This is a genomic window from Terriglobales bacterium (assembly GCA_035573675.1).
Classification (GTDB): Bacteria; Acidobacteriota; Terriglobia; order Terriglobales; family Acidobacteriaceae; genus DATMAB01.
Genome location: DATMAB010000007.1, coordinates 96980 through 119257 on the forward strand (window position 1 = coordinate 96980; position 22278 = coordinate 119257).

At 64.7% G+C, this 22278-nt stretch carries 21 protein-coding genes; 17 read left to right on the forward strand and 4 right to left on the reverse strand.

All coding sequences use genetic code 11. The features are described 5' to 3' along the window. Positions 1 to 99: 99 nt before the first annotated feature. Positions 100 to 627 (forward strand): phosphohistidine phosphatase SixA, encoded by a 528-nt coding sequence (gene sixA / locus VNK82_01580; protein ID HXE89633.1) that lies wholly within the window; start codon positions 100 to 102, stop codon positions 625 to 627. Positions 628 to 640: 13 nt separating this feature from the next. Here sixA and VNK82_01585 read toward each other — a convergent pair whose 3' ends face one another. After that, entirely contained in the window at positions 641 to 2188 is a 1548-nt protein-coding gene (locus VNK82_01585; GenBank protein HXE89634.1) for a Ppx/GppA phosphatase family protein, read from the reverse strand. Between the two features lie 215 nt (positions 2189 to 2403). On the opposite strand from VNK82_01585, the gene VNK82_01590 reads away from it, so the two are divergent. Beyond that, complete coding sequence (locus VNK82_01590; protein HXE89635.1) at positions 2404 to 3273, forward strand: MEDS domain-containing protein; 870 nt, start codon at positions 2404 to 2406, stop codon at positions 3271 to 3273. Between the two features lie 41 nt (positions 3274 to 3314). Here the strand turns inward: VNK82_01590 and VNK82_01595 are convergent, their stop codons facing one another. Together VNK82_01595 and VNK82_01600 are read right to left on the reverse strand one after the other, a co-directional pair. Further along, positions 3315 to 3473: a hypothetical protein gene (locus VNK82_01595; protein ID HXE89636.1), complete on the reverse strand. Its 159-nt coding sequence runs from the start codon at positions 3471 to 3473 to the stop codon at positions 3315 to 3317. Positions 3474 to 3554: 81 nt separating this feature from the next. Further along, positions 3555 to 4073: a hypothetical protein gene (locus VNK82_01600; GenBank protein ID HXE89637.1), complete on the reverse strand. Its 519-nt coding sequence runs from the start codon at positions 4071 to 4073 to the stop codon at positions 3555 to 3557. Positions 4074 to 4389: 316 nt separating this feature from the next. Between VNK82_01600 and VNK82_01605 the strand changes: the two genes are divergently transcribed. The 11 genes from VNK82_01605 (at position 4390) to VNK82_01655 (ending at position 17648) form a co-directional block, all read left to right on the forward strand. Then, complete coding sequence (locus tag VNK82_01605) at positions 4390 to 4893, forward strand: hypothetical protein (GenBank protein HXE89638.1); 504 nt, start codon at positions 4390 to 4392, stop codon at positions 4891 to 4893. A gap of 61 nt (positions 4894 to 4954) precedes the next feature. Continuing rightward, positions 4955 to 5686: a hypothetical protein gene (locus VNK82_01610; GenBank protein HXE89639.1), complete on the forward strand. Its 732-nt coding sequence runs from the start codon at positions 4955 to 4957 to the stop codon at positions 5684 to 5686. Between the two features lie 319 nt (positions 5687 to 6005). Beyond that, entirely contained in the window at positions 6006 to 6686 is a 681-nt protein-coding gene (locus VNK82_01615) for a response regulator transcription factor (protein ID HXE89640.1), read from the forward strand. A 459-nt stretch (positions 6687 to 7145) separates the two neighbouring features. After that, the gene (locus tag VNK82_01620; GenBank protein ID HXE89641.1) at positions 7146 to 7751 is read left to right on the forward strand and encodes a hypothetical protein; all 606 of its coding nucleotides are present in this window, start codon (positions 7146 to 7148) and stop codon (positions 7749 to 7751) included. Between the two features lie 119 nt (positions 7752 to 7870). Beyond that, a complete protein-coding gene (locus tag VNK82_01625; GenBank protein HXE89642.1) occupies positions 7871 to 9376 on the forward strand; it encodes an OmpA family protein in 1506 nt (501 codons plus the stop codon). A 168-nt stretch (positions 9377 to 9544) separates the two neighbouring features. Then, a complete protein-coding gene (locus VNK82_01630) occupies positions 9545 to 10225 on the forward strand; it encodes a TetR family transcriptional regulator C-terminal domain-containing protein (protein ID HXE89643.1) in 681 nt (226 codons plus the stop codon). An 8-nt stretch (positions 10226 to 10233) separates the two neighbouring features. Beyond that, on the forward strand, positions 10234 to 11355 hold the full coding sequence (locus VNK82_01635; protein HXE89644.1) for an efflux RND transporter periplasmic adaptor subunit: 1122 nt from the start codon (positions 10234 to 10236) through the stop codon (positions 11353 to 11355). A gap of 7 nt (positions 11356 to 11362) precedes the next feature. Beyond that, positions 11363 to 14476: an efflux RND transporter permease subunit gene (locus tag VNK82_01640; GenBank protein HXE89645.1), complete on the forward strand. Its 3114-nt coding sequence runs from the start codon at positions 11363 to 11365 to the stop codon at positions 14474 to 14476. Next, a complete protein-coding gene (locus VNK82_01645) occupies positions 14473 to 15864 on the forward strand; it encodes an efflux transporter outer membrane subunit (GenBank protein HXE89646.1) in 1392 nt (463 codons plus the stop codon). Before VNK82_01640 ends, VNK82_01645 begins: the two co-directional genes overlap by 4 nt. A gap of 142 nt (positions 15865 to 16006) precedes the next feature. Next, complete coding sequence (locus VNK82_01650; protein ID HXE89647.1) at positions 16007 to 16651, forward strand: hypothetical protein; 645 nt, start codon at positions 16007 to 16009, stop codon at positions 16649 to 16651. A 280-nt stretch (positions 16652 to 16931) separates the two neighbouring features. Beyond that, positions 16932 to 17648 carry a lipid-binding SYLF domain-containing protein gene (locus VNK82_01655; protein ID HXE89648.1) on the forward strand — a complete coding sequence of 239 codons (717 nt, stop codon included), beginning with the start codon at positions 16932 to 16934 and terminating at the stop codon, positions 17646 to 17648. Between the two features lie 17 nt (positions 17649 to 17665). Here the strand turns inward: VNK82_01655 and VNK82_01660 are convergent, their stop codons facing one another. Further along, a complete protein-coding gene (locus tag VNK82_01660; GenBank protein ID HXE89649.1) occupies positions 17666 to 18211 on the reverse strand; it encodes a cytochrome c in 546 nt (181 codons plus the stop codon). Positions 18212 to 18297: 86 nt separating this feature from the next. On the opposite strand from VNK82_01660, the gene VNK82_01665 reads away from it, so the two are divergent. The 4 genes from VNK82_01665 (at position 18298) to VNK82_01680 (ending at position 22118) form a co-directional block, all read left to right on the forward strand. Further along, positions 18298 to 19203 (forward strand): lysophospholipid acyltransferase family protein, encoded by a 906-nt coding sequence (locus VNK82_01665; protein HXE89650.1) that lies wholly within the window; start codon positions 18298 to 18300, stop codon positions 19201 to 19203. Between the two features lie 145 nt (positions 19204 to 19348). Further along, the gene (gene lpxD / locus VNK82_01670) at positions 19349 to 20347 is read left to right on the forward strand and encodes a UDP-3-O-(3-hydroxymyristoyl)glucosamine N-acyltransferase (protein ID HXE89651.1); all 999 of its coding nucleotides are present in this window, start codon (positions 19349 to 19351) and stop codon (positions 20345 to 20347) included. Positions 20348 to 20430: 83 nt separating this feature from the next. Beyond that, positions 20431 to 21066 carry a hypothetical protein gene (locus VNK82_01675; protein HXE89652.1) on the forward strand — a complete coding sequence of 212 codons (636 nt, stop codon included), beginning with the start codon at positions 20431 to 20433 and terminating at the stop codon, positions 21064 to 21066. A 182-nt stretch (positions 21067 to 21248) separates the two neighbouring features. Further along, entirely contained in the window at positions 21249 to 22118 is an 870-nt protein-coding gene (locus tag VNK82_01680; GenBank protein HXE89653.1) for a dihydrofolate reductase family protein, read from the forward strand. Positions 22119 to 22278 lie beyond the last annotated feature (160 nt).

The following is a 22278-nucleotide window of genomic DNA, read 5'->3' on the forward strand; positions in this document are numbered from 1 at the left end:
TTGCTTATCGCTTATTGCTTATTGCGCTTATTCCTCCCCAACGTTTCATCATCTGTTAATCTCTCTGTAATCTTTTCCTGCTGAGATGAGCCCCGGAAAATGATCGTCTACTTCGTGCGTCACGCCAGCGCCGGCCAGAGGAAGAACGATCCGGTCAAGGATGAAAAGCGCGCGCTCGATGAGTCCGGAGTCGAGCAATGCAGCCTGATGGGCCGTACTCTGGCGGCGTTGGACGCCCACGTGGACGCCGTGGTTTCCAGCCCGCTGAAGCGCGCTTCGCAAACTGCGTCGCTGGTGGGCAACGAGATGGGGCACGAAGGGCGGCTCATCCTCGACGACGCTCTGCGGCCCGAAGCCACTTTCGCGCAGTTCCGCGAACTGCTCGGACGCCACGAGCGCGCCGAGGCCATCATGGTGGTCGGCCACAATCCCAATCTCAGCGAGTTCCTCGGACGCCTGCTGGGCGGCGCTTCCGCCGAATCCGCTTTCGACCTGAAGAAGGGCGCGGTGGCCAAAGTCGAAGTGGACCGCCGCGGCGCCCTGCTGCACTGGGTGCTCACACCCAAACTCGTGCGCGCCGTTCAGGAAAGCCTGGCGGCCGGCTCGCGCTCCAAGAGCAAGAAATAGAGCCTGAACCGCGCTACGCGAGTCTTGCTTCCAATTCCCGCCCGAACACCTCGCGGAAGTACCCGCGCTCTTTGCCCAGCGCCCACAGTTCCAGATCGGCCCCGGTGCGCCGCCGCGCTTTCAAACGCAGCGCGACGCGCCCGTCCTTCACCTGTGCGGCCAGGCCGGTGACGGCGTCGCGGCGTCCCTGGTTGAGCGCCGCCGCCAGCCGGATGAGGCAGACGGCCTTGGGCAGCCGCACGCGGTCCGCCGCCGACAGCACTTTCACCATGCGATCGCCGGAGGCCGGCTTCGATTTGCCCAGATACCGCGCCATGGCGGCGATGATCCTCCGCTGCCCGGGCGTGAATCCGAAGATCTCCGAGTGCGCGATGATGTAATAGCTGTGCCGCCAGCGCCCGGCGCGGTTGATGAAGTTGCCTACTTCGTGCAGCATGGCCGCCGCCGAAAGCCACTCCTGGTACTCAGGCGGGAGGCGATGCACCCGGCGCAGCCGGCGGAACAGCTCCATCGCCAGGTCCCGGACCTTGCGGGCGTGCGGCATGTCCACCTGGTAGTGCTCGCCGGCGCGCAGCAGCGCGTCCCAGCGGTCGCTCTCGATCTGCCGGCGCGAGCGCGTGCGCCGGTCGTAATGGGCGGCCATCTCCGCCAGCACTCCGTCGCGCAGGCCCAGCGGCGAATAGCGGAAGGAGCGCAGCTCGCAGCGCTGCATCACCTCCGCGAAGACGGTGGCGCCGGCCACGATGATCTCCGCCCGTCGCGGCCCGATGCCCTGCAGGTGCATGCGCTCGTCCAGGCTCATCTTGGCCAGCTTCTTCGCCAGTTTCGTCGCGGCCGCACGCGAGACCACCACGCGCCGTTCCTTCCGCCGTCCGCGCCTGCGGCCCTCGCGCTTGCGCGATGCCATGTAGCCCGCGATCGCCGCCGCCGTGCCCGAGGTCGCGATCACCAGTCGCGGACGCGCCGCCGCTATTCCTGGTGCGTTGCGGGCGACTTCTTCGGCGATGAACTCGCGCAGCCGTTCCATCTCGTATTTCTTGGGCGGGTCGTGCTCCAGGAACTCACGCGTCAGGCGCACCGCGCCCAGCGGCAGGCTCACCGTTTCGCGAATGTGCCCGCGCGCCGAGACGGTCAGCTCGCAGCTCCCGCCGCCCAGGTCGATCAGCAGCACCGGAGCTTCCGGCAGCCGCAGACTGGCCAGGATGCCCAGGTGGATGAGGCGCGCTTCCTCGAGGCCCGAGATGACCTCCACGCGCCAGCCGGTCGTGGAGTGCACCCAGTCACTGAAGGCCTGGGCGTTGCGCGCGTCGCGCAGCGCGCTGGTCGCCACCACCCGCACCGCGTCCGCGCCATGCTTCTGCACCGCGCGATGGAAGCGCTCCAGCACCTTCACCGTCTGCGCCATGGCCTGCGGCGCCAGCAGCCCGGCAGCGAATACCGATTCGCCCAGCCGCGTCACTTCGCGGTCCTCGTGCAGCGGCTCCAGCCGCCGCCGCGCCAGGCGCGCGATCTTCAGCCGCACCGAGTTCGACCCGATATCCACCGCCGCGAACACCGGCATGGCCGACAGTGTGAAGGAAAAAGGAAAAATGAAAAAGGAAAAAGGGAGACCGATCCAATCGGCCGCTTACTTGCTCGCCTCTGGCTGCCTTCATCTCGAGCGCGGGAGGGACCCAAGCGAACTCACCAGCTTGGGAAACCCAAGCGAGGGACCTCGGTTTTGCTTTCCGAAAAATTCCAGCTTGGCCGTCTCTGTCCCGTCCTATAATCGCCAGGATGCCCGAGGCGCACGTCGTCGAGATCGGTTGCGAAGAAGTCTGGCGCCAGATCTCCAACTACGTGGAAAACGACCTTGACCCCGCCCTGCGCCTCCGCATGGAAGAACATTTCAAGGCCTGCAAGCGCTGCAGCGCCGTGCTCGACGGCGCCCGCAATCTGGTGCAGTTGGTCGGCGACGGCAAGGCATTCGATCTGCCCGCCGGCTTCTCCGAGCGCCTCCGTGCCCGCCTGCAGGAGCATGCGGCTTCCGCTTCGGCCCAGGTCGTCCCCGCGCCGCTGGAAATCCCCATCGGCATTACCGGCGACCGCGTCCCGCTCGGCTCCCACCTCATCTATTTCTGGGAGAGCGACCAGGACTTTGACCGTGGCGTGCGCTTCTTCCATCCCGGACTGGGCAAGGGCGAGCATTGCATCGCCTTCGGCCACGACGAGGCGCTGGAAAAAGTCCTCATGGCTCTGCGTGCGCAGGGATACGACCCCGACCTGCTCATCCAGAAACGCGAACTGACTGTGCTGCGCCGCCACGCCGCTGCCGAGGTCACACTCTCCGACATCAGCGACGTGATGCACGCCGCCCTGAACTCCGGCTCTACCGCCATCCGCTTCCTCGGCAACCTCGGCCTGGGACGCGATCCGCTGCCCGCGGGCGAGAACGATGTGCTCGAACTGGAGAACCGCGTGGACGCGCTCATCACCGGCTTCCCCTGCGTGGTGGTCTGCATGTACGACGTGCGCACCCTGCCCGGCCGCATGATCCTCAAGGGCGGCTTGGAGCAGCATCGGCTCGCGGTGCACGCCGACGGCGTCCATGAGAACCCCTACTACCGCCCGGGGCCCTTCTCAGCCGCCTCGCGGCATGTGCACTAGAGTCTTTCTCTGCCGGCAGAGATTGCCGTCTGCCACCCGGCTTAGGCCTTCCAACCTCGCAAGGCGTAATATTTTTCTTTTGGTTCCGCAGTCAGCGGATGGATGCCGTGCTTGCGGGTCCACCAGAAATGCACACTCAGCCCGATGGCCGCCATCGCCACCAGCCACAGCCACGACCAGGGCGGCCCACCGTTCGCCACAACCCGTAGCTGATTCCCAGCACCATCCCGTGCTTCAGCAAGCGTCTCCAGGCCGGCGTGCGCTCTTCAAAACGCCGAAGATCAGCAGTCCGGGAATGATGATGGCGGCCTACACCAGGAGTTCGACGAGCAGAAGTTGTCGTCGAGAAACGTTGCCCACGGTTTGATGAGCCAGACCGGTAAGCGCTCTAGGAAGCGAGTACGCTCTTGGTCCTTTGGCGACCAGTAGCCGGGTGCGTCATAGCCGAAATCGAGGGGAGCGCCCGTGTGCCATTCCTCATAATGACCGCATTTCCAGCGCATTTCCTTGAGGTCGTCGAGAGTGACGCCCGTCCGCGTGTTGCGGATACGGGCACGGTTGTAACAGTCGGAGCAGAGCAGGCTGATTTGGGTCAGCTTCTCCGATTCCTCGTTCCAACCATCGTGGGTGGCACGGATCAGTTCGCACTCGTCGCACCAGGCGTCGGGGAAGGGATTGTCCTCGGTCGGCTCATTGCGGTTGAAGCCTCGGCCGATAGCGTCGTCGCCGATCAGGTGGTGACAGACGAAGGCTTCGGCGCGCTCGCCGCGCGTCTCGCACTGGACGGTTTTCGGGGCCATGCGTGCACTATCCTAACCCCACCCCCCTCCGCACCCGGCGGCTGTAGCCGTCATGCTCCCGCCCTAAGGAGCGAAAGGGTTCGGATTCCTAGCTTATCGCTGATTGCTTATTGCTGCATTTTTTCCTTGACAAACCGCTATGTCATGCTATACTCTCACGTGATTGAATCGCATTGTGCAATAACCGCTTTGTTATGAATATTTTGACCCTTAATCTCTTTGGCCTCAATATTTTGCCCGCTTCCCTCTCGTTAACCAGCGCCTTTTCAATACTTTAACGGAAATGGGGGGAGGGGTATCTACCGGAGTCTCAGCCATGTCCCAGCTTCGCCTCTGCCGTCACGTCAAGGCCAACGGTACCTTCTGCGGGTCCGCTGCCCTCAAGCGCGAGTACTTCTGCTACTTCCACCTCCGCGACCGCCAGCGCCGCGAGGTCCTGCGTCGCGCTTGCCAGGCGTCCGTGAAGGACACCGACGTCTTCGAAACCCTCGACCTGCCCGTCCTCGAGGACGCCAACGCCATCCAGGTCGCAACTTCCGCCGTTTTCCACGCTCTCGGCGCGCGCCAGATTCGCCCTCGCCGCGCCGCCCTCATGCTCTACGCCCTGCAGATCGCCCACGCCAACCTGCCCGGCGTCAAACTCAAACACTGGCCCGGCGACCTTGTCCTCGACCGTGACTACAACCCCATCGAACTCGACCTCGAGGAGGACGAACCGAAGGAAGAGGAAATGGAAGAGGAAGAAGCAGGGAAGAAGGAACCCGCCCTCGCGGCTGGCGCTCTCCCTGAGGCCGCCTCTGCCACCGAAGCCGCATCCTAGACATGAGTACAATGGCGCTCAGGAAGACCTGCTAGAAACTCGAAACTGGAAACTCGAAACGGTGGTTTTCACTCCCCAACTCCGTCGCCGCATCCAGGTTGTCCTGCTGTTCTTGATGATCGTGGCCACGATTCGCTTGGTGCGCGTGTTCCAGGAACGGCGTGAGACTACCGCAGATTTGGAACAAGCTGCGCAGAAGGCAGCGACGCCGCCGCTCCCGGCCGACTACTATGTGGTTCCCAAGAAGCTGCACGCCTATGACCTGAAGTCCGCCGAGCAACTTACCAGGCAGCCGGTGTGGGTGCGTGAGGGCTACCGGTTCACGTTCTATCCCTGGGACGAAGTGCGGAAGCGTTCGGATTTCGGCCATCCTGCCGGATTGCTCGGTCCCATCGAGCGGCTGGAGATCAAGCAGGTCGTGCTCGACCGCTCCCCCGGCTCGCCCGACCAGCGCCAGGTGATGGCGGTATTCGAAAAGGAAGGAAAGAGCTACGCCTTCCCCTTCGGCGCCGAGCGCAAGGGCGAGTTCCGGATCTATGCCGACGAGATGCTCTTCATCCAGGACCCGCGGGAGCTCTACCGTCATTGGCCCGCCGACACCTGGGCGGCCGTCGAGCGCCATCAGGTGCTGCCCGGCATGAACGAGTTCCAGGTGACCTTCGCGGTAGGCATGGGGAGGCCCGAGCCGGAGACCGAGCCCGGCGTCAAACGCGTAACTTATCCGCGGGATGGAAGGCCGCTTCTTGTGGTGTATCGAGATGGGAAAGTCGCGGCGGTGAGCGATAAGCAATAAGCGATAAGCCAAGGGCCAAAGCCAAGAACCAAGAAGCGGCTGGCGGCCGGCAGCGTGCGGCTAGCCGCTAGGGAGCTAGAAGCCAAAAGCCAAGAGCCAAAGGCCAAGAGCTAAGAGCCAAAAGCCAAAAGCGAACCACGAAGGACGCGAAGGCAACACGAAGGGAAGGCCCATCAGCAATCGTCAAGTCAGCCCTCATCAATCGTTCTGACCACTGACCACTGGCCACTGAACACTGGCCACTGACCACTGGTTACTGCAGTTCACGTCCTTCCGGACTCTTTTCATCCTGGCCCAATGCCGCTATGCTACGCGCACCTTGGTAACGAAGGACTCCAAGTCGAAGAAGGCGGAGAAGCCGGGCACGCGCATTGCCGTGGTGGAGACGGATCCGCTGCGGCTGGTGGGTTTTCACGCCTTGTTTGACTCTGAGCCGGACCTGGAGATCGTGGGCGCGGCCTCGCTGGCGGAGATCACGGCGCGCTCCGACATCGACCTGGTGCTGCTGGGCAGCCGCGGCGGGCAGAACCTGTTCGACGTGATGGCGGGCGTGAAGGCTGCCCGGCCCGATCTGCGCATCATCGTGACCGGCTCGGGGGCCGACGATGAGACCATCCTGAAGGCGGTGATGGCGGGCGCCAAAGGCTACGTGGACGAGGCCGCCAGCCCGCAGGAGTTCGTGCAGGCCATCCGCATCGTGTGCCAGGGTTCGGTGTGGGCGCCGCGGCGCGTGCTTTCGATGTTCATCGAGCGCGTCACCTCCGCGCCCGGCCGCATCTTCCCGGCGGGACGCGTCACCTTCACCGACCGGGAGAAAGAAGTCCTGGAGCACCTGGTGGCAGGCCGGTCGAACAAGGAGATCGGCGCCGCCATGGGCATCGAAGAACGCACTGTCAAGGCGCACGTCGCCAAGCTGATGCGCAAGGTGGGCGTGAAGAACCGCATCGAGCTTTCCGTGCACGCCATCACCCACTCGCTGGTTTCGGCCCACTCAGCATAAGAGCGGTAACCTGGGTAACCGGCGGAAGGCGCACCAGGACGCTGGCCTTCGGTAATCTTGGCCGCGACCGTCCGGTGCCGCATACTCCGCGCACCTACCACAGAACCTGGGAGACAGGGGCTGGGATCGGCGATGAGGGTCACCGGTTCCAGCCCTTAAAACTTTGGCCTGAAACCTGTTAGCGATTCTGTGACGTGCCCGATGGAGCGGCCGACCCGGTTTTGGCGGTTTCCTCTATCCCATTGAAGAACCTAGGGTTACGGTTGCAATCCTCTTATCGTATTGATTTATAAGGCACATTTCTCCCATTTAGCAGCATTTCTGCTGCGCTTTGGCCGATTTGGTGTGTTGTTTGGCCACAGAATTCTCGTCATGTCTTTTGGAATCAATAGATTGTGGAGGCACCCCTCGGCTAACTGCGGCCATCCCAGTTAAAGGTAATCCCAGGAGGTGATGGTCATGAGTTTTTCCAAGCGCACTTATCTGATTCTGGCGATTCCGATCTTAGCGGCCTTGGTTTGGGCGAGCACAACTCTGGCGGCGCAGGGTGAGCTAACGGTTCCGGCGGGCACGGCGCTGCATGTGCGGCTGGACCACAGTCTGGCCACGAACCAGGTGAGATCGGGCGACATGTTCACGGCCACGGTTACGCGGCCGGTTGTGGTGGACGGCACGGCGGTGATTCCGGAGGGCGCGCGCGCCCGCGGCCTGGTGACATATGCCAAGGAATCCGGCCGGTTGAAGGGCGTGGCCCAACTGCAACTGACACTGGATGCCATCCAGGTGGGCGACCGCTGGTATGAAGTGCAGACCAGCGGAATCACGCGCGTGGGCGGGAATCACAAGAAGCGCAACATCCTGCTGATCGGCGGCGGCGGCGGTGGCGGCGCGCTGATCGGAGCGCTGGCGGCGGGCGGCAAGGGCGCCCTGATCGGCGGCCCCATCGGCGCCGGCGCAGGAATCGCCGTGGCCGCACTGACGGGCAAGAAGGATTTTCGCCTGCCGGCGGAGACGCCGCTGCAGTTCCGCCTCACGGAGCCCGTTTCCATGCCGCCGGTGAGCTAGGCGGCGAGTCCTTCGTACGCAAGGCACTGATCTGAGGGAATGCAGCCGGTTCCGGCGGGTTTTTCCAGCCCGCCGGAACCGGCGCTCATCCCCGGCGGTTCATAGAAAGGAGTGCACTCATGTTACGAGAGACCTTGGTCACGCTCGTGACCTGCGGTTGTCTGATTCTTCCGGCCCATTCCCAAGTGCAAGTCCAACCGAGCCATCCACCGCCGGCTGCCGATAAGATCCCGGTGTATCGCGTGACGGTGGTGGGACGCACCACCAAAGCCATCAATTATCGGCATCGCGGCGGCTCGACGACGATCGACTTTCGCGGCACGCCGCTGCTTCCGGACGGGCGCGGTGAAGCCAAGGTGGAGAGCAAGCAAGGCTACATCGAGATCGAAGTGGAGTTCGACGATCTCGCACCGGCGACGCGGTTCGGCCCTGAGTATTTGACCTACGTCCTGTGGGCCATCACGCCGGAAGGCCGCGCCACGAACCTGGGTGAAGTGCTGCTGAACGGCACCAAGAGCAAGCTGAACGTAACCACCGAGCTGCAGGCCTTCGGGCTGGTGGTGACGGCGGAGCCGCACTTCGCGGTGACGCAGCCGAGCGACGTGGTGGTTCTGGAGAATGTGGTGCGGCGCGGAACCAAGGGCCAAATCCAGGAGATTGACGCGCGCTACGAGCTGTTGCAGCGCGGACAGTACACGGCGAACGTAAGCCCCGACGAGTTGCGTCCTCTGGAGCTGGACAAGAAAACGCCACTGGAGCTGTACGAAGCGCGCAACGCGCTGCGAGTGGCGCGCTGGGCAGGAGCCCAACAGTACGCGGGCGAGACGTACCAGAAGGCCGAGCAGCTGCTGAGCACGGCAGAGGGCTATCACCAGCAGGGCGCGAAGAAGCGCACCATCATCATGGCGGCGCGCGAGGCGGCGCAGACCGCCGAGGACGCCCGCCTGGTGGCGGTCCGCAAGCAGCAGGAGGTACAGCAGGCGGCCCTGGTGGACCGTGAGGCTGCAGCTCAAGCTGAGGCCGAGGCCGAGGCTGAACGACGTGCCCAGGTGCAACTGGAAGCCGATGCCGCGAAGCGCGCACGCGAGGAGGCTGAGCGCGAACGGCGCCAGGCTGAACTCGCCGCCCATCGCGCCGAGCGCGAGAAGCAGGAAGCCGAGCAGGAGAAGCTGGAACTGCGCGGCGCCATCATCGATCAGCTTAACCGCATCCTGGATACGCGGGAGACGGTGCGCGGACTGGTGGTCAACATGCCCGACCTGCTGTTCCAGTCGGGTAGCCACACCTTGAGGCCGGCGGCGCGCGAGAAGCTGGCCAAAGTGGCGGGCATCATCCTGGCGCATCCCGGGCTGCGCCTGGAGGTCGAGGGCCACACCGACAGCGTCGGCACGGAGGAATTCAACCAGCGTCTATCGGAAAGACGCGCGGCGGCGGTACGCGATTTCCTGGTGCAGCAGGGCGTTCCGTCCTCGGCGATCGGGAGCCTGGGTTTCGGAGAATCGCACCCGATCGCATCGAACGACACTTCCATCGGGCGGCAGCAGAACCGGCGCGTCGAACTGGTGGTGAGCGGCGACGTGATCGGGATTCCGATCGAAGCGGCCAGCGCGACGCGGCCCCGGTAAGACCAGCAGCGGCAGAATTTTCTGGGACCAGGCGGCTTCCCTGCGGCTGGTCCCAGGTTTTTGTGCACCGCGCGAGGCGTTCCACGAGTTTTTTCTGCGACCTCCGCCCCTCAAGCGGCATCGAAGCTTCATACCGTTCGGTATGTTAGCCGGGCGGGAGAGGGAACAATGCCTCCGCTGGAGCGGAATCCGGACCTGACTCGCAAGACGCTGCTCGAGGCAGCGTTCCAGGAGATCTATCGCTGCGGGTACCAGGCGGCGAGCCTGGAGCAGATCCTGACGCGAGCGGGCGTGACCAAAGGGGCGCTGTACCACCATTTCCGCAACAAGCGCGCACTCGGCTACGCGGTGGTGGATGAGCTGATCCGGGGCCACATCCTGGCGAACTGGGTGCGCCCCATCGAGCAGGCAGAGGACCCCATCGACGGGCTGCTGGCCGTGCTGCTGCGGAAGGAGTGTTTCCCGCACTACGACCAACGGCTGGGATGTCCGCTGAACAACCTGGCGCAGGAGATGTCGCCGCTCGACGAAGGCTTCCGCAAGCGGCTGCAGGGCCTGTACCGGGAGTGGAGGAACGGGATCGCGAAGGCGCTGCGGCGCGGCCAGGCCAGAGGGCAGGTGCGAGCCGACCTGGATCCGTTTGAGGCCGCCGATTTCCTGACCGCGGCGCTGGAAGGAAGCATCTCGCTGGCCAAGAGCGCACAGAGCCGCAGCCCGCTGGACCATTGCCGGGCGGGCCTGGCGCGATACCTCGAAAGCCTGCGGGTCACCGAGGCTGGCGCAGCGGAATCCGTTGACCGTGGACGGCACAGGCAAAGGACGATGAGAGACCAAGCAAGTGGAAGGTGAAGGCAATCATGACGAAGCGAATGATTCTGATGTTGAGCGTGGTCGCGGTAGTCCTGGGCGGCCTTGGTTTTGTGAAGTTCCAGCAGATTCAGGCAGCGGCACAGGCCGGCTTCCAGCCGCCTCCTGAAGCGGTGACCACGATCGTGGCGCAACAAGAGGAATGGCCGGCGACGCTGTCGGCGATCGGCACGGTGGTGGCGGTCCAGGGCGTGACGGTGAGCGCGGACCTTCCCGGCATTGTCGATCGCATCGCCTTCGAGTCCGGCAAGCCGGTGCGCGAGGGAGACGTGCTGGTGGAGCTTGATACCCGGCAGGAGCGAGCTCAACTGGTGGCCGCGGAGGCGCAGCGCGATCTGGCCCGGGTCAACTTCGAGCGGCTGCAGGGCCTGGTGAACGAAGGCGTGATTTCCCAGGCGGAGTACGACCGTGCGGCCGCCGAGCAGAGAGCTACCGAGGCCCGGGTGGCGGAGATCCGGGCGACCATCGAGCGCAAGACGATCCGTGCGCCCTTCTCGGGGATCCTCGGCATACGCCAGGTGAACCTGGGACAGTACGTTTCGGGCGGGAGCGCGATCGTCCCGCTGCAAGCGCTGCACCCCATCTACGTGAACTTCGGCGTGCCGCAGCAGGTGGCGGGCCAGGTGAAGGTCGGGCATAACGTGCGCGTCACCACCGACGACCTGGCAGGAGTGGAGTTCGAGGGCCGGGTGACGGCGATTGACTCGATCGTGGACGAACGCACGCGCAACGTGCAGGTGCAGGCGACGCTGGCGAATCCGCAAGGCAAGCTGCGCCCCGGAATGTTCGTGCGGGCCGCGCTTGGGCTGGGCGCCAGCCGCCCGGTGGTGACGCTGCCGGCCTCGGCGATCAGCTACGCGCCCTATGGCGACTCGGTGTTCGTGGTCTCCGACCTGACGGACCAGAACGGCCGGACTTACCGCGGGGTGCGGCAGCAGTTCGTCAAAGTCGAAGGGGCGCGGGGCGACCAGGTGGGCGTGGTCTCCGGAGTGAATCCGGGCGATGAAGTCGTGACCTCAGGGGTGTTCAAGCTGCGCAACGGCGCCGCCGTCCAGGTGAACAACGAAGTGCAGCCGGGGAACAATCCGGCTCCCAAGCCTGAGGATAGCTGAGGACGCCATGCGATTCACCGACATCTTCGTCAAACGGCCGGTGCTTGCGATGGTGGTCAGCCTGGTGATCCTGATCGCCGGGCTGCAGTCCATCCGGTCGCTGAGCGTGCGCCAGTACCCGCGCAGCGACATCGCGGTGGTGCGGGTCTCGACCGTATACGTGGGCGCCGACGCCGACCTGGTGCGTGGATTCATCACCACGCCGCTGGAGCGGGTGATCGCGAGCGCCGACGGCATCGACTACATGGAGTCCTCGAGCACGCTCGGGCTGAGCACGATCACCGTGCACCTGAAGCTGAACTATGACACCAATGCGGCGCTGACGCAGATCCAGGCCAAGGTCGCGCAGGTGCGCAACGATCTGCCTCCCGAGGCCGAGGCTCCGGTGATCGAACTGGAGACCGCCGACACGCAGTTCGCGGCGATGTACATCGGCTTTTCGTCCACCGACCTCGATCAGAACCAGATCACCGATTATCTGACGCGAGTGGTGCAGCCCAAGCTGAGCGCCATCAGCGGGGTGCAGCGCGCCGAGATTCTCGGCGACCGCACGTTCGCCATGCGCATCTGGCTGAAGCCGGACCGGATGGCCGCGCTGGCAATCTCGCCCTCGGCGGTACAGGAGGCCCTGGCGCGCAACAACCATCTTTCCGCCCTGGGACGCACGAAAGGCTCGATGGTGTCGGTGAACCTGGTGGCCAACACCGACCTGCGCACGCCGGAGGAGTTCCGCCAACTGGTGGTGAAGGAGGAGAACGGAGTCGTCGTCCGGCTGGGCGAGATCGCCGACGTGGTGCTGGGCGCCGAGAACTACGACGAGGACGTGCGCTTCAACGGGGAAGCGGCCACCTTCATGGGTATCTGGGTGCTGCCCACCGCCAACTCGCTCGAGGTCATCAAGGAGGTGCGGAAAGCGATTCCCGAGATCGAGGCGCAGTTGCCGGCCGGGATGAAGGTCGGCATCCCCTACGATTCCACGGAATACATCCAGGATGCCATCGATGAAGTTTTGAGCACGCTGACGGAGACGCTGATCATCGTCATCCTCGTCATCTTCCTGTTCCTGGGCTCGATGAGGTCGGTGCTCATCCCCATTGTCGCCATTCCCATCTCGCTGATCGGCGCCGTGTTCCTGATGCTGGTGGCCGGTTTCACCATCAACCTGCTCACGCTGCTGGCCATCGTGCTTTCGGTCGGACTGGTGGTGGATGACGCCATCGTGATGGTGGAGAACGTCGAGCGGCACCTGCACAGCGGCAAGCCGCCGCAGCGTGCCGCGCTCGATGCGGCGCGGGAGCTGGTGGGCCCGATCATCGCGATGACCATCACTCTGGCCGCGGTGTACGCCCCGGTGGGCCTGCAGGGCGGCCTGACCGGAGCTCTGTTCCGGGAGTTCGCCTTCACCCTGGCCGGGGCCGTGATCGTTTCCGGCGTGGTGGCGCTGACGCTTTCGCCCATGATGGGTTCGAAGCTGCTGCGGGCCGGCGACACGGAACGTGGCTTTGCCGGTTGGATCAATCGCCGCTTCGAGAGCGTGCGAGCCGGCTACACCAGCCTGCTTTCCGGAACGCTTCGTTACCGGCCGGTGGTATTGACGCTGTGGGCGATCCTGGCCTTGCTGGCCTTGCCCTTCTACATGTTCTCCATGCGGGAACTGGCGCCGAAGGAGGACCAGGGCGTGGTCTTCGGGATCATCCAAGCTTCTCCCAACTCCACCCTCGACCAGACCAAGCTGTTCACGCAGCGGGTCCACGATGTCTACCGTTCATTCCCCGAGGCCGCGAGCATCTTTCAAATCACGTCTCCCACGGGCGGCTTCGGCGGGATGGTGACCAAGCCCTGGAGCCAGCGCAGCAAAGACACGCAGCAGCTCCTGGTGGAATCGATGGGGCCGCTGTCGAAGGTCCCCGGCATCCGGGTGATCCCGCTGACGCCGCCGCCGCTGCCCGGAGGCGGAGACTTCCCGGTGGACCTGGTGATCGCTTCGGCTGCGGAGCCGGAACAGCTCACGCAATTCGCCAACCAACTGGTGCAGAAGGCATATGCCAGCGGCATGTTCATCTATGCCGACGCCGACCTGAAGTTCGACCAGCCGCAGGCCGAAGTGGTGTTCGACCGCGACAAGCTGCGTTCGCAGGGAGTGGACCTCAGCCAGGCGGGCCGGGACCTCTCCACGCTGCTCAGCGGGGACTATGTGAACCGCTTCAGCATCCAGGGGCGGAGCTACAAGGTCATCCCGCAGGTGAAGCGCGCGGAGCGCTTGACGCCCGAGCAGTTGTCGGAGATCTACGTCACCGGCTCGGACGGCAAGCTGGTGCCACTATCCACCTTTGCCGGGCTGCGCACGTCCACCGAGCCGCGGGAGCTGAAGAAATTCCAGCAACTTAACGCGGTGCGCATCCAGGGCGTGATTCCGCCGGGGGTGTCGCTCGACCAGGCGCTGAGCTACCTGGAGAACGAGGCACGGGCAATCCTGCCCCAGGGCTTCACCCTCGACTACGCCGGCGAGTCGCGCCAGTTGCGGGTCGAGGGGAGCAAGTTCCTGGGCACGTTCCTGCTTTCCGGGATCCTCATCTACCTGGTGCTGGCCGCGCAATTCGAGAGCTTCCGCGACCCGTTCATCATCCTGGCGGGCTCGGTGCCGCTGGCCCTTTCCGGAGCGCTGCTGTTCTCGTTCCTGGGGCTGACCACGCTCAACATCTACAGCCAGGTAGGACTGATCACGCTGGTCGGCCTGGTTTCGAAGAACGCCATCCTCATCGTGGAGTTTGCCAACCATCTGCAGGAAGCGGGCAGAGAAAAGCTGGCCGCGGTCCTCGAAGCCGCCGGCACGCGGTTGCGGCCCATCCTGATGACCACCGCTGCCACCGTCGTGGGGCACTTTCCGCTCATTCTTGCCACTGGGCCGGGCGCGGGTGCGCGCAACAGCATCGGAATCATGCTGGTCAGCGGCATGATCGTGGGCTCACTGCTCACGCTGTTTGTGGTGCCTTCGATCTACATGCTGGTTTCGCGGGCGCGTGCGCCGCAGATCTCGACCGAGGCGGCAGCGGATGAATTCGGCGGCCAGTTCCCACTTCCCGCATACCAGGCTGCGGCGCAGGAGGTCGCTCAGCCATGAAGTGGCGGCTGATCCCCGTGCTCACGGCAGCCACGGTGCTTGCGGGCTGCGCGGTCGGCCCGAAGTACCAGCGGCCGGCCGTAGTGCCGCCGGCGGCGTTTCGCGGCGCGGCCCCGTCGCCGGACCCGGCCTCGCTGGCCGATGCGAAATGGTTCGAGGTGTTCCAGGACGAGCAACTGCAGCAACTGATCCGTATGGCGCTGCAGGAGAACTACGACGTGCGGGAGGCGGTGGCGCGCGTGGAAGCCGCGCGCGCTGCGGTGGGCATCAGGCGCGCAGACCAGTTCCCCAATGTCGCGGCCGGCGCCGACCTGACCACCCTGCGCACCTCCTCGACGGGCACGATACCCTTCGAACAGGAGCGCAGCTTCGGCAGCGTGGCGCTCAATCTGCTCTCGTTCGAGGTAGATGTCTGGGGACGCCTGCGCCGCTCGACCGAAGCCGCGCGGGCGGAGCTGCTGGCCAGCGAAGAGAATCGCCGGGCGGTGATGACCACGCTGGTGAGCGACGTGGCCACGGGCTACTTCAACCTGCTCGATCTGGACATGGAGCTGGAGATCGCCCGGCGTACGCTGGCCACGCGTGAAGATTCCCTGGAGCTGATCCGGAAGCGGGAGCAGCGAGGCCTCGCTACTAGATTGGAAGTCCGGCAAGCCGAACAGTTGGTGCTGGTCGCCGCACAAGCCATCCCCCGGCTGGAGCAGCAGATCGAGCAGACCGAGAATCAGATCAGCCTGTTGTTAGGGAGAAATCCCGGACCCATCGCGCGCGGTCGGGCCCTGCGGGATCAGGAACAGCCTCCGGCCGTGCCGGCCGGGCTGCCGTCGGCGCTGCTGGAGCGACGGCCGGACATCCGCGCCGCGGAGCAGAACCTGGTGGCTGCCAACGCCATCATCGGAGTGGCCCGGGCAGCGTACTTTCCCCGCATCAGCCTGACGGGCTTCCTGGGGTTCCAGAGCGACGACCTCTCCGACCTTTTCACCGGCCCGGCACGCACCTGGCAGTTCACGCCCCAATTGGCCCAGCCGATTTTCACCGCCGGCCGCATCCGCTCGAATGTGAGGCTGGCGGAAGCGCAGCGGAATGTCGCCCTCATCCAGTACGAGCGGGCCATCCAGACTGCGTTCCGCGAAGTGTCGGATAGCCTGGTTCAGTATGAAAAGGTGCGCGAGGTTCGCGGCAAACAGGAAGAGCTGGTGGAGACGCTTCGCGACCGGTCACGGCTTTCCTACATGCGGTATCGCGGCGGCGTGGATACGCTGTTGAATGCGCTGGACGCCGACCGCGATCTGTTCGACGCGGAGCTCCGGCTGGCTCAGGTCCGGCGCGATGAATTGCTCACGGTAGTGCAGTTGTACCGGGCGCTGGGCGGCGGCTGGCAGCAGTAACCCAGGGACCTGCCTGCCGCCGGCCGTTTTATCTCCTATCCCTTGCTTTATCAATCGCTTAGGCGGGCATCTCCGTCCACCGTCCCGGGCATCCGACAAAGAGTAGCCAGCAAGAGCAGGTTCCTATGGAAGGAGGTTCTTCATGAAGCTTCCAAGCATCAGCCTGACGAAGAGAACTTTGTTGCTGGTCGGCATTCCTCTACTGATCATCACTCTGGCCGGGGCGGCGGTGGTAACGAGCGGCGTTCTGGCTGACGAGACACTCGCAGTTGAAGCGGGCACGCCGATTCGCGTGCGGTTGGATCACTCGATTGCTTCGCGTACGGCCAGGCCGGGCGACGCGTTCCACGCCACCGTTTCCCAGCCGGTCACGGTGGATGGCAAGGTCGTGATCCCGGTGGGCGCGCTGGCGCACGGCACGGTGGTGCATGCGCGAGAATCGGGACGGCTGAGCGGCCGAGCCCAGTTGCAGTTGCAGCTGAATGCCATCGAGGTGAACGGCGAGTCCTATGCGATTGAGACCAACACCCTGGGGCGCGTCGGCGGCAGCCATAAGAAGCGCAATATCGCGCTGATTGGCGGCGGCGCCGGTGTGGGCGCGCTCATCGGCGGACTGGCCGGCGGCGGCAAGGGTGTGCTCATCGGCGGACCGGTCGGCGCGGGTGCGGGCCTGGCCGGCGCAGCCCTGACCGGCAAGAAGGACTTCGTTCTGCCCGCTGAAACCAGCCTGACCTTCCACCTGCAAGAGCCGGTTTCACTGCCGGTTGCAGAAGAGAAGGAAGAGTGAAGTAGCGACGCGCCGCCCGCACGTGCGGGCGGCTCGTCATGCAGCACAGAAGGTTTTTTCGCGCGAATGCCGGAGGCCATGCCCGCCGTGGCGGGCGAGCCTCCGGTCTGATTTGCGACCGTTCTTGATGGGGCCTTTTCCAGGGAGACGCAGCAAGCTGCGTCTCTACGCACACCTTGTTCATTGAGGCTTCGCGGCCTAGTTACTCAGTTGCTTCCCCCACCGGCGGTTGGGCAACCGTGCGCGCCGTGGGCGCATTACTATCGGCCAAGGTGAACTCATGAAGAGATTCGCATCACTGTTGCTGGTTATTCTGCTTTCCGCGCCGGCGTGGGCGGGCGATCGTCAGGACGAAGTCGGACGGCTGGAGGATGCCGGGTCCATTCTGAAAGAGATTTGGGAAGCGCCTGACGGGGGCGTTCCCGAGCGCGTCATGACTTCCGCGAAGTGTGTCGCCGTCGTGCCTTCCATGCTGAAGGGGGGCTTCGGCTGGGGCGGCTCCTACGGCAAAGGCGTGGCCACCTGCCGCACGGAAACCGGCGCGTGGAGCGCGCCCGCGTTCTTCCAGGTGAAAGGCGGGAGCTTCGGTCTGCAGATCGGCGGCGAAGCCGTGGACCTGATCATGATCATCATGGACGACCGCGGGATGCAGGCGCTGCTCTCGAGCAAGTTCAAGCTGGGCGCGGATGCCAGCGTGGCCGCGGGACCGGTGGGCCGCCACGCCGAGGGCATGACCGACTGGAAGCTGCGCGCCCAGGTGCTGACGTATTCGCGGGCGCGCGGCGTGTTCGCCGGCGTGAGCCTGAACGGCGCCGCCATCCATCAGGACAAGGACGCCACCCGCGACTTCTTCGGGCGTATGGTGCGCTTCAAGACCATCCTGACCGGCGTGGTGCCGCCGCCCGAAGGCTCGGCGCCGTTCCTCACCGCGGTGGCACGGTACTCGACGCCGGCGGAAGAAGAGAGCGAGAAGACGGCCGCGGGCGGGAAACCGTAGCGCGACCCGCCTCACCCTCAGTGCTTGTGTTCCTTGCCGTCCTGGTGCGTGTGCGTCTTGCCGCCCTCTGACTTCGTGTGCTCGTGCGCCTCGGCTTCCTCTTTGTAGATGCCGGGAACGCCCAGGCTTCCTTTGGGCGGCAGATGGCGGATGTAGAGCACCATCTTCCACATCTCATCGTCGGTGAGGATGCCTTTCCACGCGGGCATGCCCGAGGGCGCGATGCCGTTCTCGATGATCCACTTGAGCTGCCCGTCGGTGTATTCCTGGATCTCCTTCTCGGTCAGGTCGGGGACGGGCGGGTCCATCTTTTCGGCGAAGGGGACGCCGGTCTTCTGGCCGTCGAGGCCGTGGCAGATCTGGCAATGATGCTGGAAGTGCGTGCCGCCTTCCGCCGCGTTTTCTTTCGTGTCCGGGACCGGATTCTTCCAGTCCTTGCCGCCGATGGTGACCTGCTTCACCTCTTTGACGACCTTGGTTTCCAGGCTGCCGGGCGTGGAGACCTGGCAGGCCGTGAGGGCAGCGAAAACGGCGAGGGCGGCCAAAGTCAGAAGATGTCTCACGAATGCGCTCCGAAGCATTTTCCTAATGTAACAGAGACGCTTTCACGCCGCAGGTTACACTAGGACGCATTTTTCGACGACCCGGGATGCGTCACCGACTCGAGTATGCGCCGGTGTGGCTGCTGGTGCACGGCATCGGCGCGCTGCCGCGGGCGCTGGCGCGCGCGGCGGGGATTCTCATCGCGGCGATGGTCTACCTGCTCCACGTGCGTTTGCGTCGTGTGGGCCTGCGCAACCTGGAGCTGGCGTTCCCGGAGAAATCGTCCGCCGAGCGGCGCCGCATCCTGCGCCGGCTGTTCGTTCACCTCGGACGTCAACTGGCGGAGTTCTGCCTGCTGCTGAGCTACACGAAGGAGAACGTCACGCGGGTGGCAGTCTATGACGGCTTCGAGAACTATGAAGAAGCGCGCCGCCGTGGCAAGGGCGTCATCTTTCTGACGGCGCATCTGGGCGGTTGGGAACTCGGCTCATTCGTACACTCGCTCCACGGCCATCCGCTGCACATCGTGGTGCGGCCTCTGGACAATCCCTACGTCGGGCGGCTGGTGGATTCCTATCGCACGCGTCACGGCAATACCACGTTCGGCAAGCAGGACTTTGCCCGCGGGCTGCTCTCCGCGCTGCGTGCCGGGGAGACGGTCGGCATCCTGATGGACCAGAACATCACTCCGCCACAGGGAGTATTCGTTGATTTTTTCGGCATCCCGGCGTGCACAGCCAGCGGACCGGCGCGGGTGGCGCTGCGCACCGACTGCGCGGTCGTCCCGGCGTTTACCATCTGGGACGAGCACCTGCGCAAGTACCGCATCCGCTTCGAGCCGGCACTCACGCTGGTTCGCACGGGCGACGATGAGGCCGATGCCGTGGCCAACACCGCGCTGTTCAACCAGGCCATTGAGGCTCATATCCGCCAGTATCCCGACCAGTGGTTGTGGGTTCATCGGCGGTGGAAGACAAGGCCGGAAGGAGCACCTTCGCTCTATGAAGGGTGAATTACGAACTGTGAACTGCGAACTTAAATCAGGCGGTCAGCGATAAGCGGTAAGCAAATAAGCCAAGGGCCAGAGGCCAAGAGCCAACAGCCAAGCGTCGAGAGTCAATCGGCATATACTCCATTGGGAAGAAGCTAAATAGGACATGAAATACAGCCTGAAAGAGATTGCTGAAGCCGCGGGCGCGAAGCTGGTGGGAAACGCCGCGCTGGAGATCGGCGGGGTGGCCGCGATTCCCACGGCGGAGCCGGATGACCTGGTGTTCGCGGAGTCCGAAGCTCTGCTGGAGGAAGCGCTGGCGTCGCGTGCGGGTGCGGTGGTAACGGGCGAGTTCGGCGCTTCGGCGAAGACGAACAAGCCGCTGCTGATTTCCCCCAAGCCACGCCTGGCGTTCATCCGCGCGGCGGCGTTCATCCGCCCGCACCGGCGCAGGGAGCCGGGCGTGCACTCGACCGCCATCGTGCACGAATCGGCGAAGCTGGGGAAAGGCGTCTCGGTCGCCCCCTACGCCGTGATCGGTGAGAGCGTCGTCATCGGCGAACGCACGCGCATCGGGCCGGGAGCGTGCATCTCTTCCAAGGTGAAGATCGGCGTGGAGTGCTACGTGGATGCTCACGTCACCATCTATTCCGGCACCACGCTGGGCAACCGGGTGACGGTGCTGGCCAACTCCGTGCTGGGCAGCGACGGCTTCGGTTACGTGCGCGACGAGACCACGGGCCGCTACGAGAAGTTTCCGCAACTGGGCACGCTGGAGATCGGCGACGACGTCGAGATCGGCGCCGGCTGCACCGTGGACCGCGGCGCGCTCGGCCCCACCGTGATCGAGCGGGGCGTCAAGCTGGACAACCTCGTGCACGTGGCCCACAACGTGCGCATCGGCGAGAACGTGGTGATCGCCGCGCAGACCGGCATCTCCGGCAGTTCGGTGGTGGAAAAAGACGTGATCGTGGGCGGGCAGGTGGGCATCGCCGACCATGTGCGCATTGAAGAGGGAGCTATTCTGGGCGCGCAGTCGGGCATCCCGTCGAAAAAAGTCATCCGCGGCAAGGGCGTGGTGTTCTGGGGAACTCCGGCGCGGCCCATCAAGGAGTACCTCAAGGAACTGGCGGCGTTGGCGCGACTTGCTCGGAAAGAAAGGTAGCTTCTCCCACCCTGTCGCCTCAAGACCGGGTGGGACAAGGGCGGGGCACCCGGCCAAGAGCCTAGAGCCAACGGTCAAGAGCAATGCCTCTTGTCATCATCGGCGGGCATTCGAGGAATATTGGGAAGACGAGTGTAGTTGCGGGGCTGATTGCGGCGCTGCCGGAGTTCGCCTGGACGGCGGTGAAGATCACGCAGTACGGGCACGGTGTGTGCAGCATCAACGGCGAAGCCTGCGGCTGCACAGTCGATGAGCATGTGTTCGACATCAGCGAGGAGCAGGATGCAGGCGGGCGGGGCGACACCTGCCGCTTTCTGGCCGCGGGCGCGGCGCGCTCACTGTGGGTGCGCGCGAAACAGGGACGTCTGGCGGAGGTGATGCCCGATTTGCGGCGCGAGCTGGCCGGTTCAGAGAACGTCATCATCGAATCCAACAGCGTGCTGCGCTTCCTGCGCCCCGACCTCTACCTGACCGTGCTCAATCCCGGCGTGGCCGACTTCAAGGAATCCGCGCGCGAGTTCCTGGACCGGGTGGATGCGGTGATCGTGCATGAGTCCGCAGGGGACGCGGCGCGCTGGGAACATGTGTCGCTCAAGCCGGTGGCCGGCCTCCCGATGTTCCGCATCCGCCCGCCGGAGTACGTGACGCAAGAGATGGTCGAGTTCGTTAGAGGCAGGATCGGCACAAGGCAAGTGCCGGCCACGGATTCGCACGGATGAGCAGGGATTCAAATCTACTGCGGAAACCTCACCACGAAGGACACCCTTCGTCAGGCGCAGGGAAGGCTCCGGCAACACGAAGGAAGGCCGCCGGCTTTCGATCATACGGCTGGCCCGATTGATCTCGGGCGAAGTGCTAAGTGCTAACTGCTAACTGTTGATTGCTGGTTGCTTATCGCCGAATGAGACCCTTCGAGATCCTCTTCGACAAGAGCGAGCCCGGCGAGCGGGAGGACGCCGCGTACGGCTCCTACGGCTGGCTGGGGTTCCCGCCGGCGCCGGAAGACCGGCCGTGGGTCTTCACCAATTTCGTGCAGTCGCTGGACGGCATCGTGTCATTGCGCGGGCGACAGGCTTCCGGCTTCCACATTGCGCAGTCGGAAGAAGACCGCTGGCTCATGGATCTGCTCCGCGCGCACGCCGACGCCTTGCTGGTCGGCGTGAACACGCTTCGGGAGGAATGCGCCTCCGGCAGTTACGGCCCGCGCGGGCCGGTGTATCGCATCGTGCATCCGGACCTGGCAGAGTTACGCCAGCGGCTGGGCCGCGGGCGCGAAACCTGCATCTTCGTGACCGGTAGGGGCGACCTCGATCTCGCCGCCTACCGCGCGTTCGACGGAGACCACGTGGACGCCGTGGTGCTCACCACGCATGAAGGGGCGAAGCGTGTGCAGGGCCGCGAAGCCCGGCCCCACGTGCGCGTCCTCGCCGTTGAAGGCGGCCGGTGGGTGGACTTGCTGGCCGCCCTGCGCCTGCTGCGGCGCGACCTGCATGTGCGCTATTTGCTGAGCGAGGGCGGGCCGACTTTGAACGGGCACCTGACGCGCGCCGGACTGGTGGACGAGCGCTTCCTTACCGTCTCGCCGGTGGAAGTAGGGCAGGTGGTCCCGGTCAAGCAGGAACGCGCTCCCGGCGAGCCCGACGGGGTGCCGCTGCTTCGTCCCACCTCGCTCGCCGGCCCGGGCTTCACCAAGGACGACGCCCTGCATTGGCGCTGGCTGAGCTGCCGCAAAGCGGGAGATCATCAGTTCGTGAGGTATCGGCGGAAATAGGACATTGGTGATCTGCGATGTGCGAACTGTGAACTAGCGAAAAGCGATAAGCGATAAGCAATAAGCGGAAAGCGGAAAGCGGAGGGCCGAAGGCGAAAAGAGCGAGATCCTTCGACTCGCGCTCCTTCGTCCGCCGCGGCGGACTCGGTCGCGCTCGCTC

Coding starts and splice junctions, on each gene's coding strand:
- VNK82_01630 (HXE89643.1), top strand. CDS start 9,545: ATGCCTCCGCTGGAGCGGAATCCGGACCTGACTCGCAAGACGCTGCTC.
- VNK82_01675 (HXE89652.1), top strand. CDS start 20,431: ATGCCTCTTGTCATCATCGGCGGGCATTCGAGGAATATTGGGAAGACG.
- VNK82_01625 (HXE89642.1), top strand. CDS start 7,871: ATGTTACGAGAGACCTTGGTCACGCTCGTGACCTGCGGTTGTCTGATT.
- VNK82_01585 (HXE89634.1), bottom strand. CDS start 2,188: ATGCCGGTGTTCGCGGCGGTGGATATCGGGTCGAACTCGGTGCGGCTG.
- VNK82_01655 (HXE89648.1), top strand. CDS start 16,932: ATGAAGAGATTCGCATCACTGTTGCTGGTTATTCTGCTTTCCGCGCCG.
- VNK82_01600 (HXE89637.1), bottom strand. CDS start 4,073: ATGGCCCCGAAAACCGTCCAGTGCGAGACGCGCGGCGAGCGCGCCGAA.
- sixA (HXE89633.1), top strand. CDS start 100: ATGATCGTCTACTTCGTGCGTCACGCCAGCGCCGGCCAGAGGAAGAAC.
- VNK82_01605 (HXE89638.1), top strand. CDS start 4,390: ATGTCCCAGCTTCGCCTCTGCCGTCACGTCAAGGCCAACGGTACCTTC.
- VNK82_01680 (HXE89653.1), top strand. CDS start 21,249: ATGAGACCCTTCGAGATCCTCTTCGACAAGAGCGAGCCCGGCGAGCGG.
- VNK82_01645 (HXE89646.1), top strand. CDS start 14,473: ATGAAGTGGCGGCTGATCCCCGTGCTCACGGCAGCCACGGTGCTTGCG.
- VNK82_01665 (HXE89650.1), top strand. CDS start 18,298: ATGCGTCACCGACTCGAGTATGCGCCGGTGTGGCTGCTGGTGCACGGC.
- lpxD (HXE89651.1), top strand. CDS start 19,349: ATGAAATACAGCCTGAAAGAGATTGCTGAAGCCGCGGGCGCGAAGCTG.
- VNK82_01640 (HXE89645.1), top strand. CDS start 11,363: ATGCGATTCACCGACATCTTCGTCAAACGGCCGGTGCTTGCGATGGTG.
- VNK82_01650 (HXE89647.1), top strand. CDS start 16,007: ATGAAGCTTCCAAGCATCAGCCTGACGAAGAGAACTTTGTTGCTGGTC.
- VNK82_01635 (HXE89644.1), top strand. CDS start 10,234: ATGACGAAGCGAATGATTCTGATGTTGAGCGTGGTCGCGGTAGTCCTG.
- VNK82_01590 (HXE89635.1), top strand. CDS start 2,404: ATGCCCGAGGCGCACGTCGTCGAGATCGGTTGCGAAGAAGTCTGGCGC.
- VNK82_01620 (HXE89641.1), top strand. CDS start 7,146: ATGAGTTTTTCCAAGCGCACTTATCTGATTCTGGCGATTCCGATCTTA.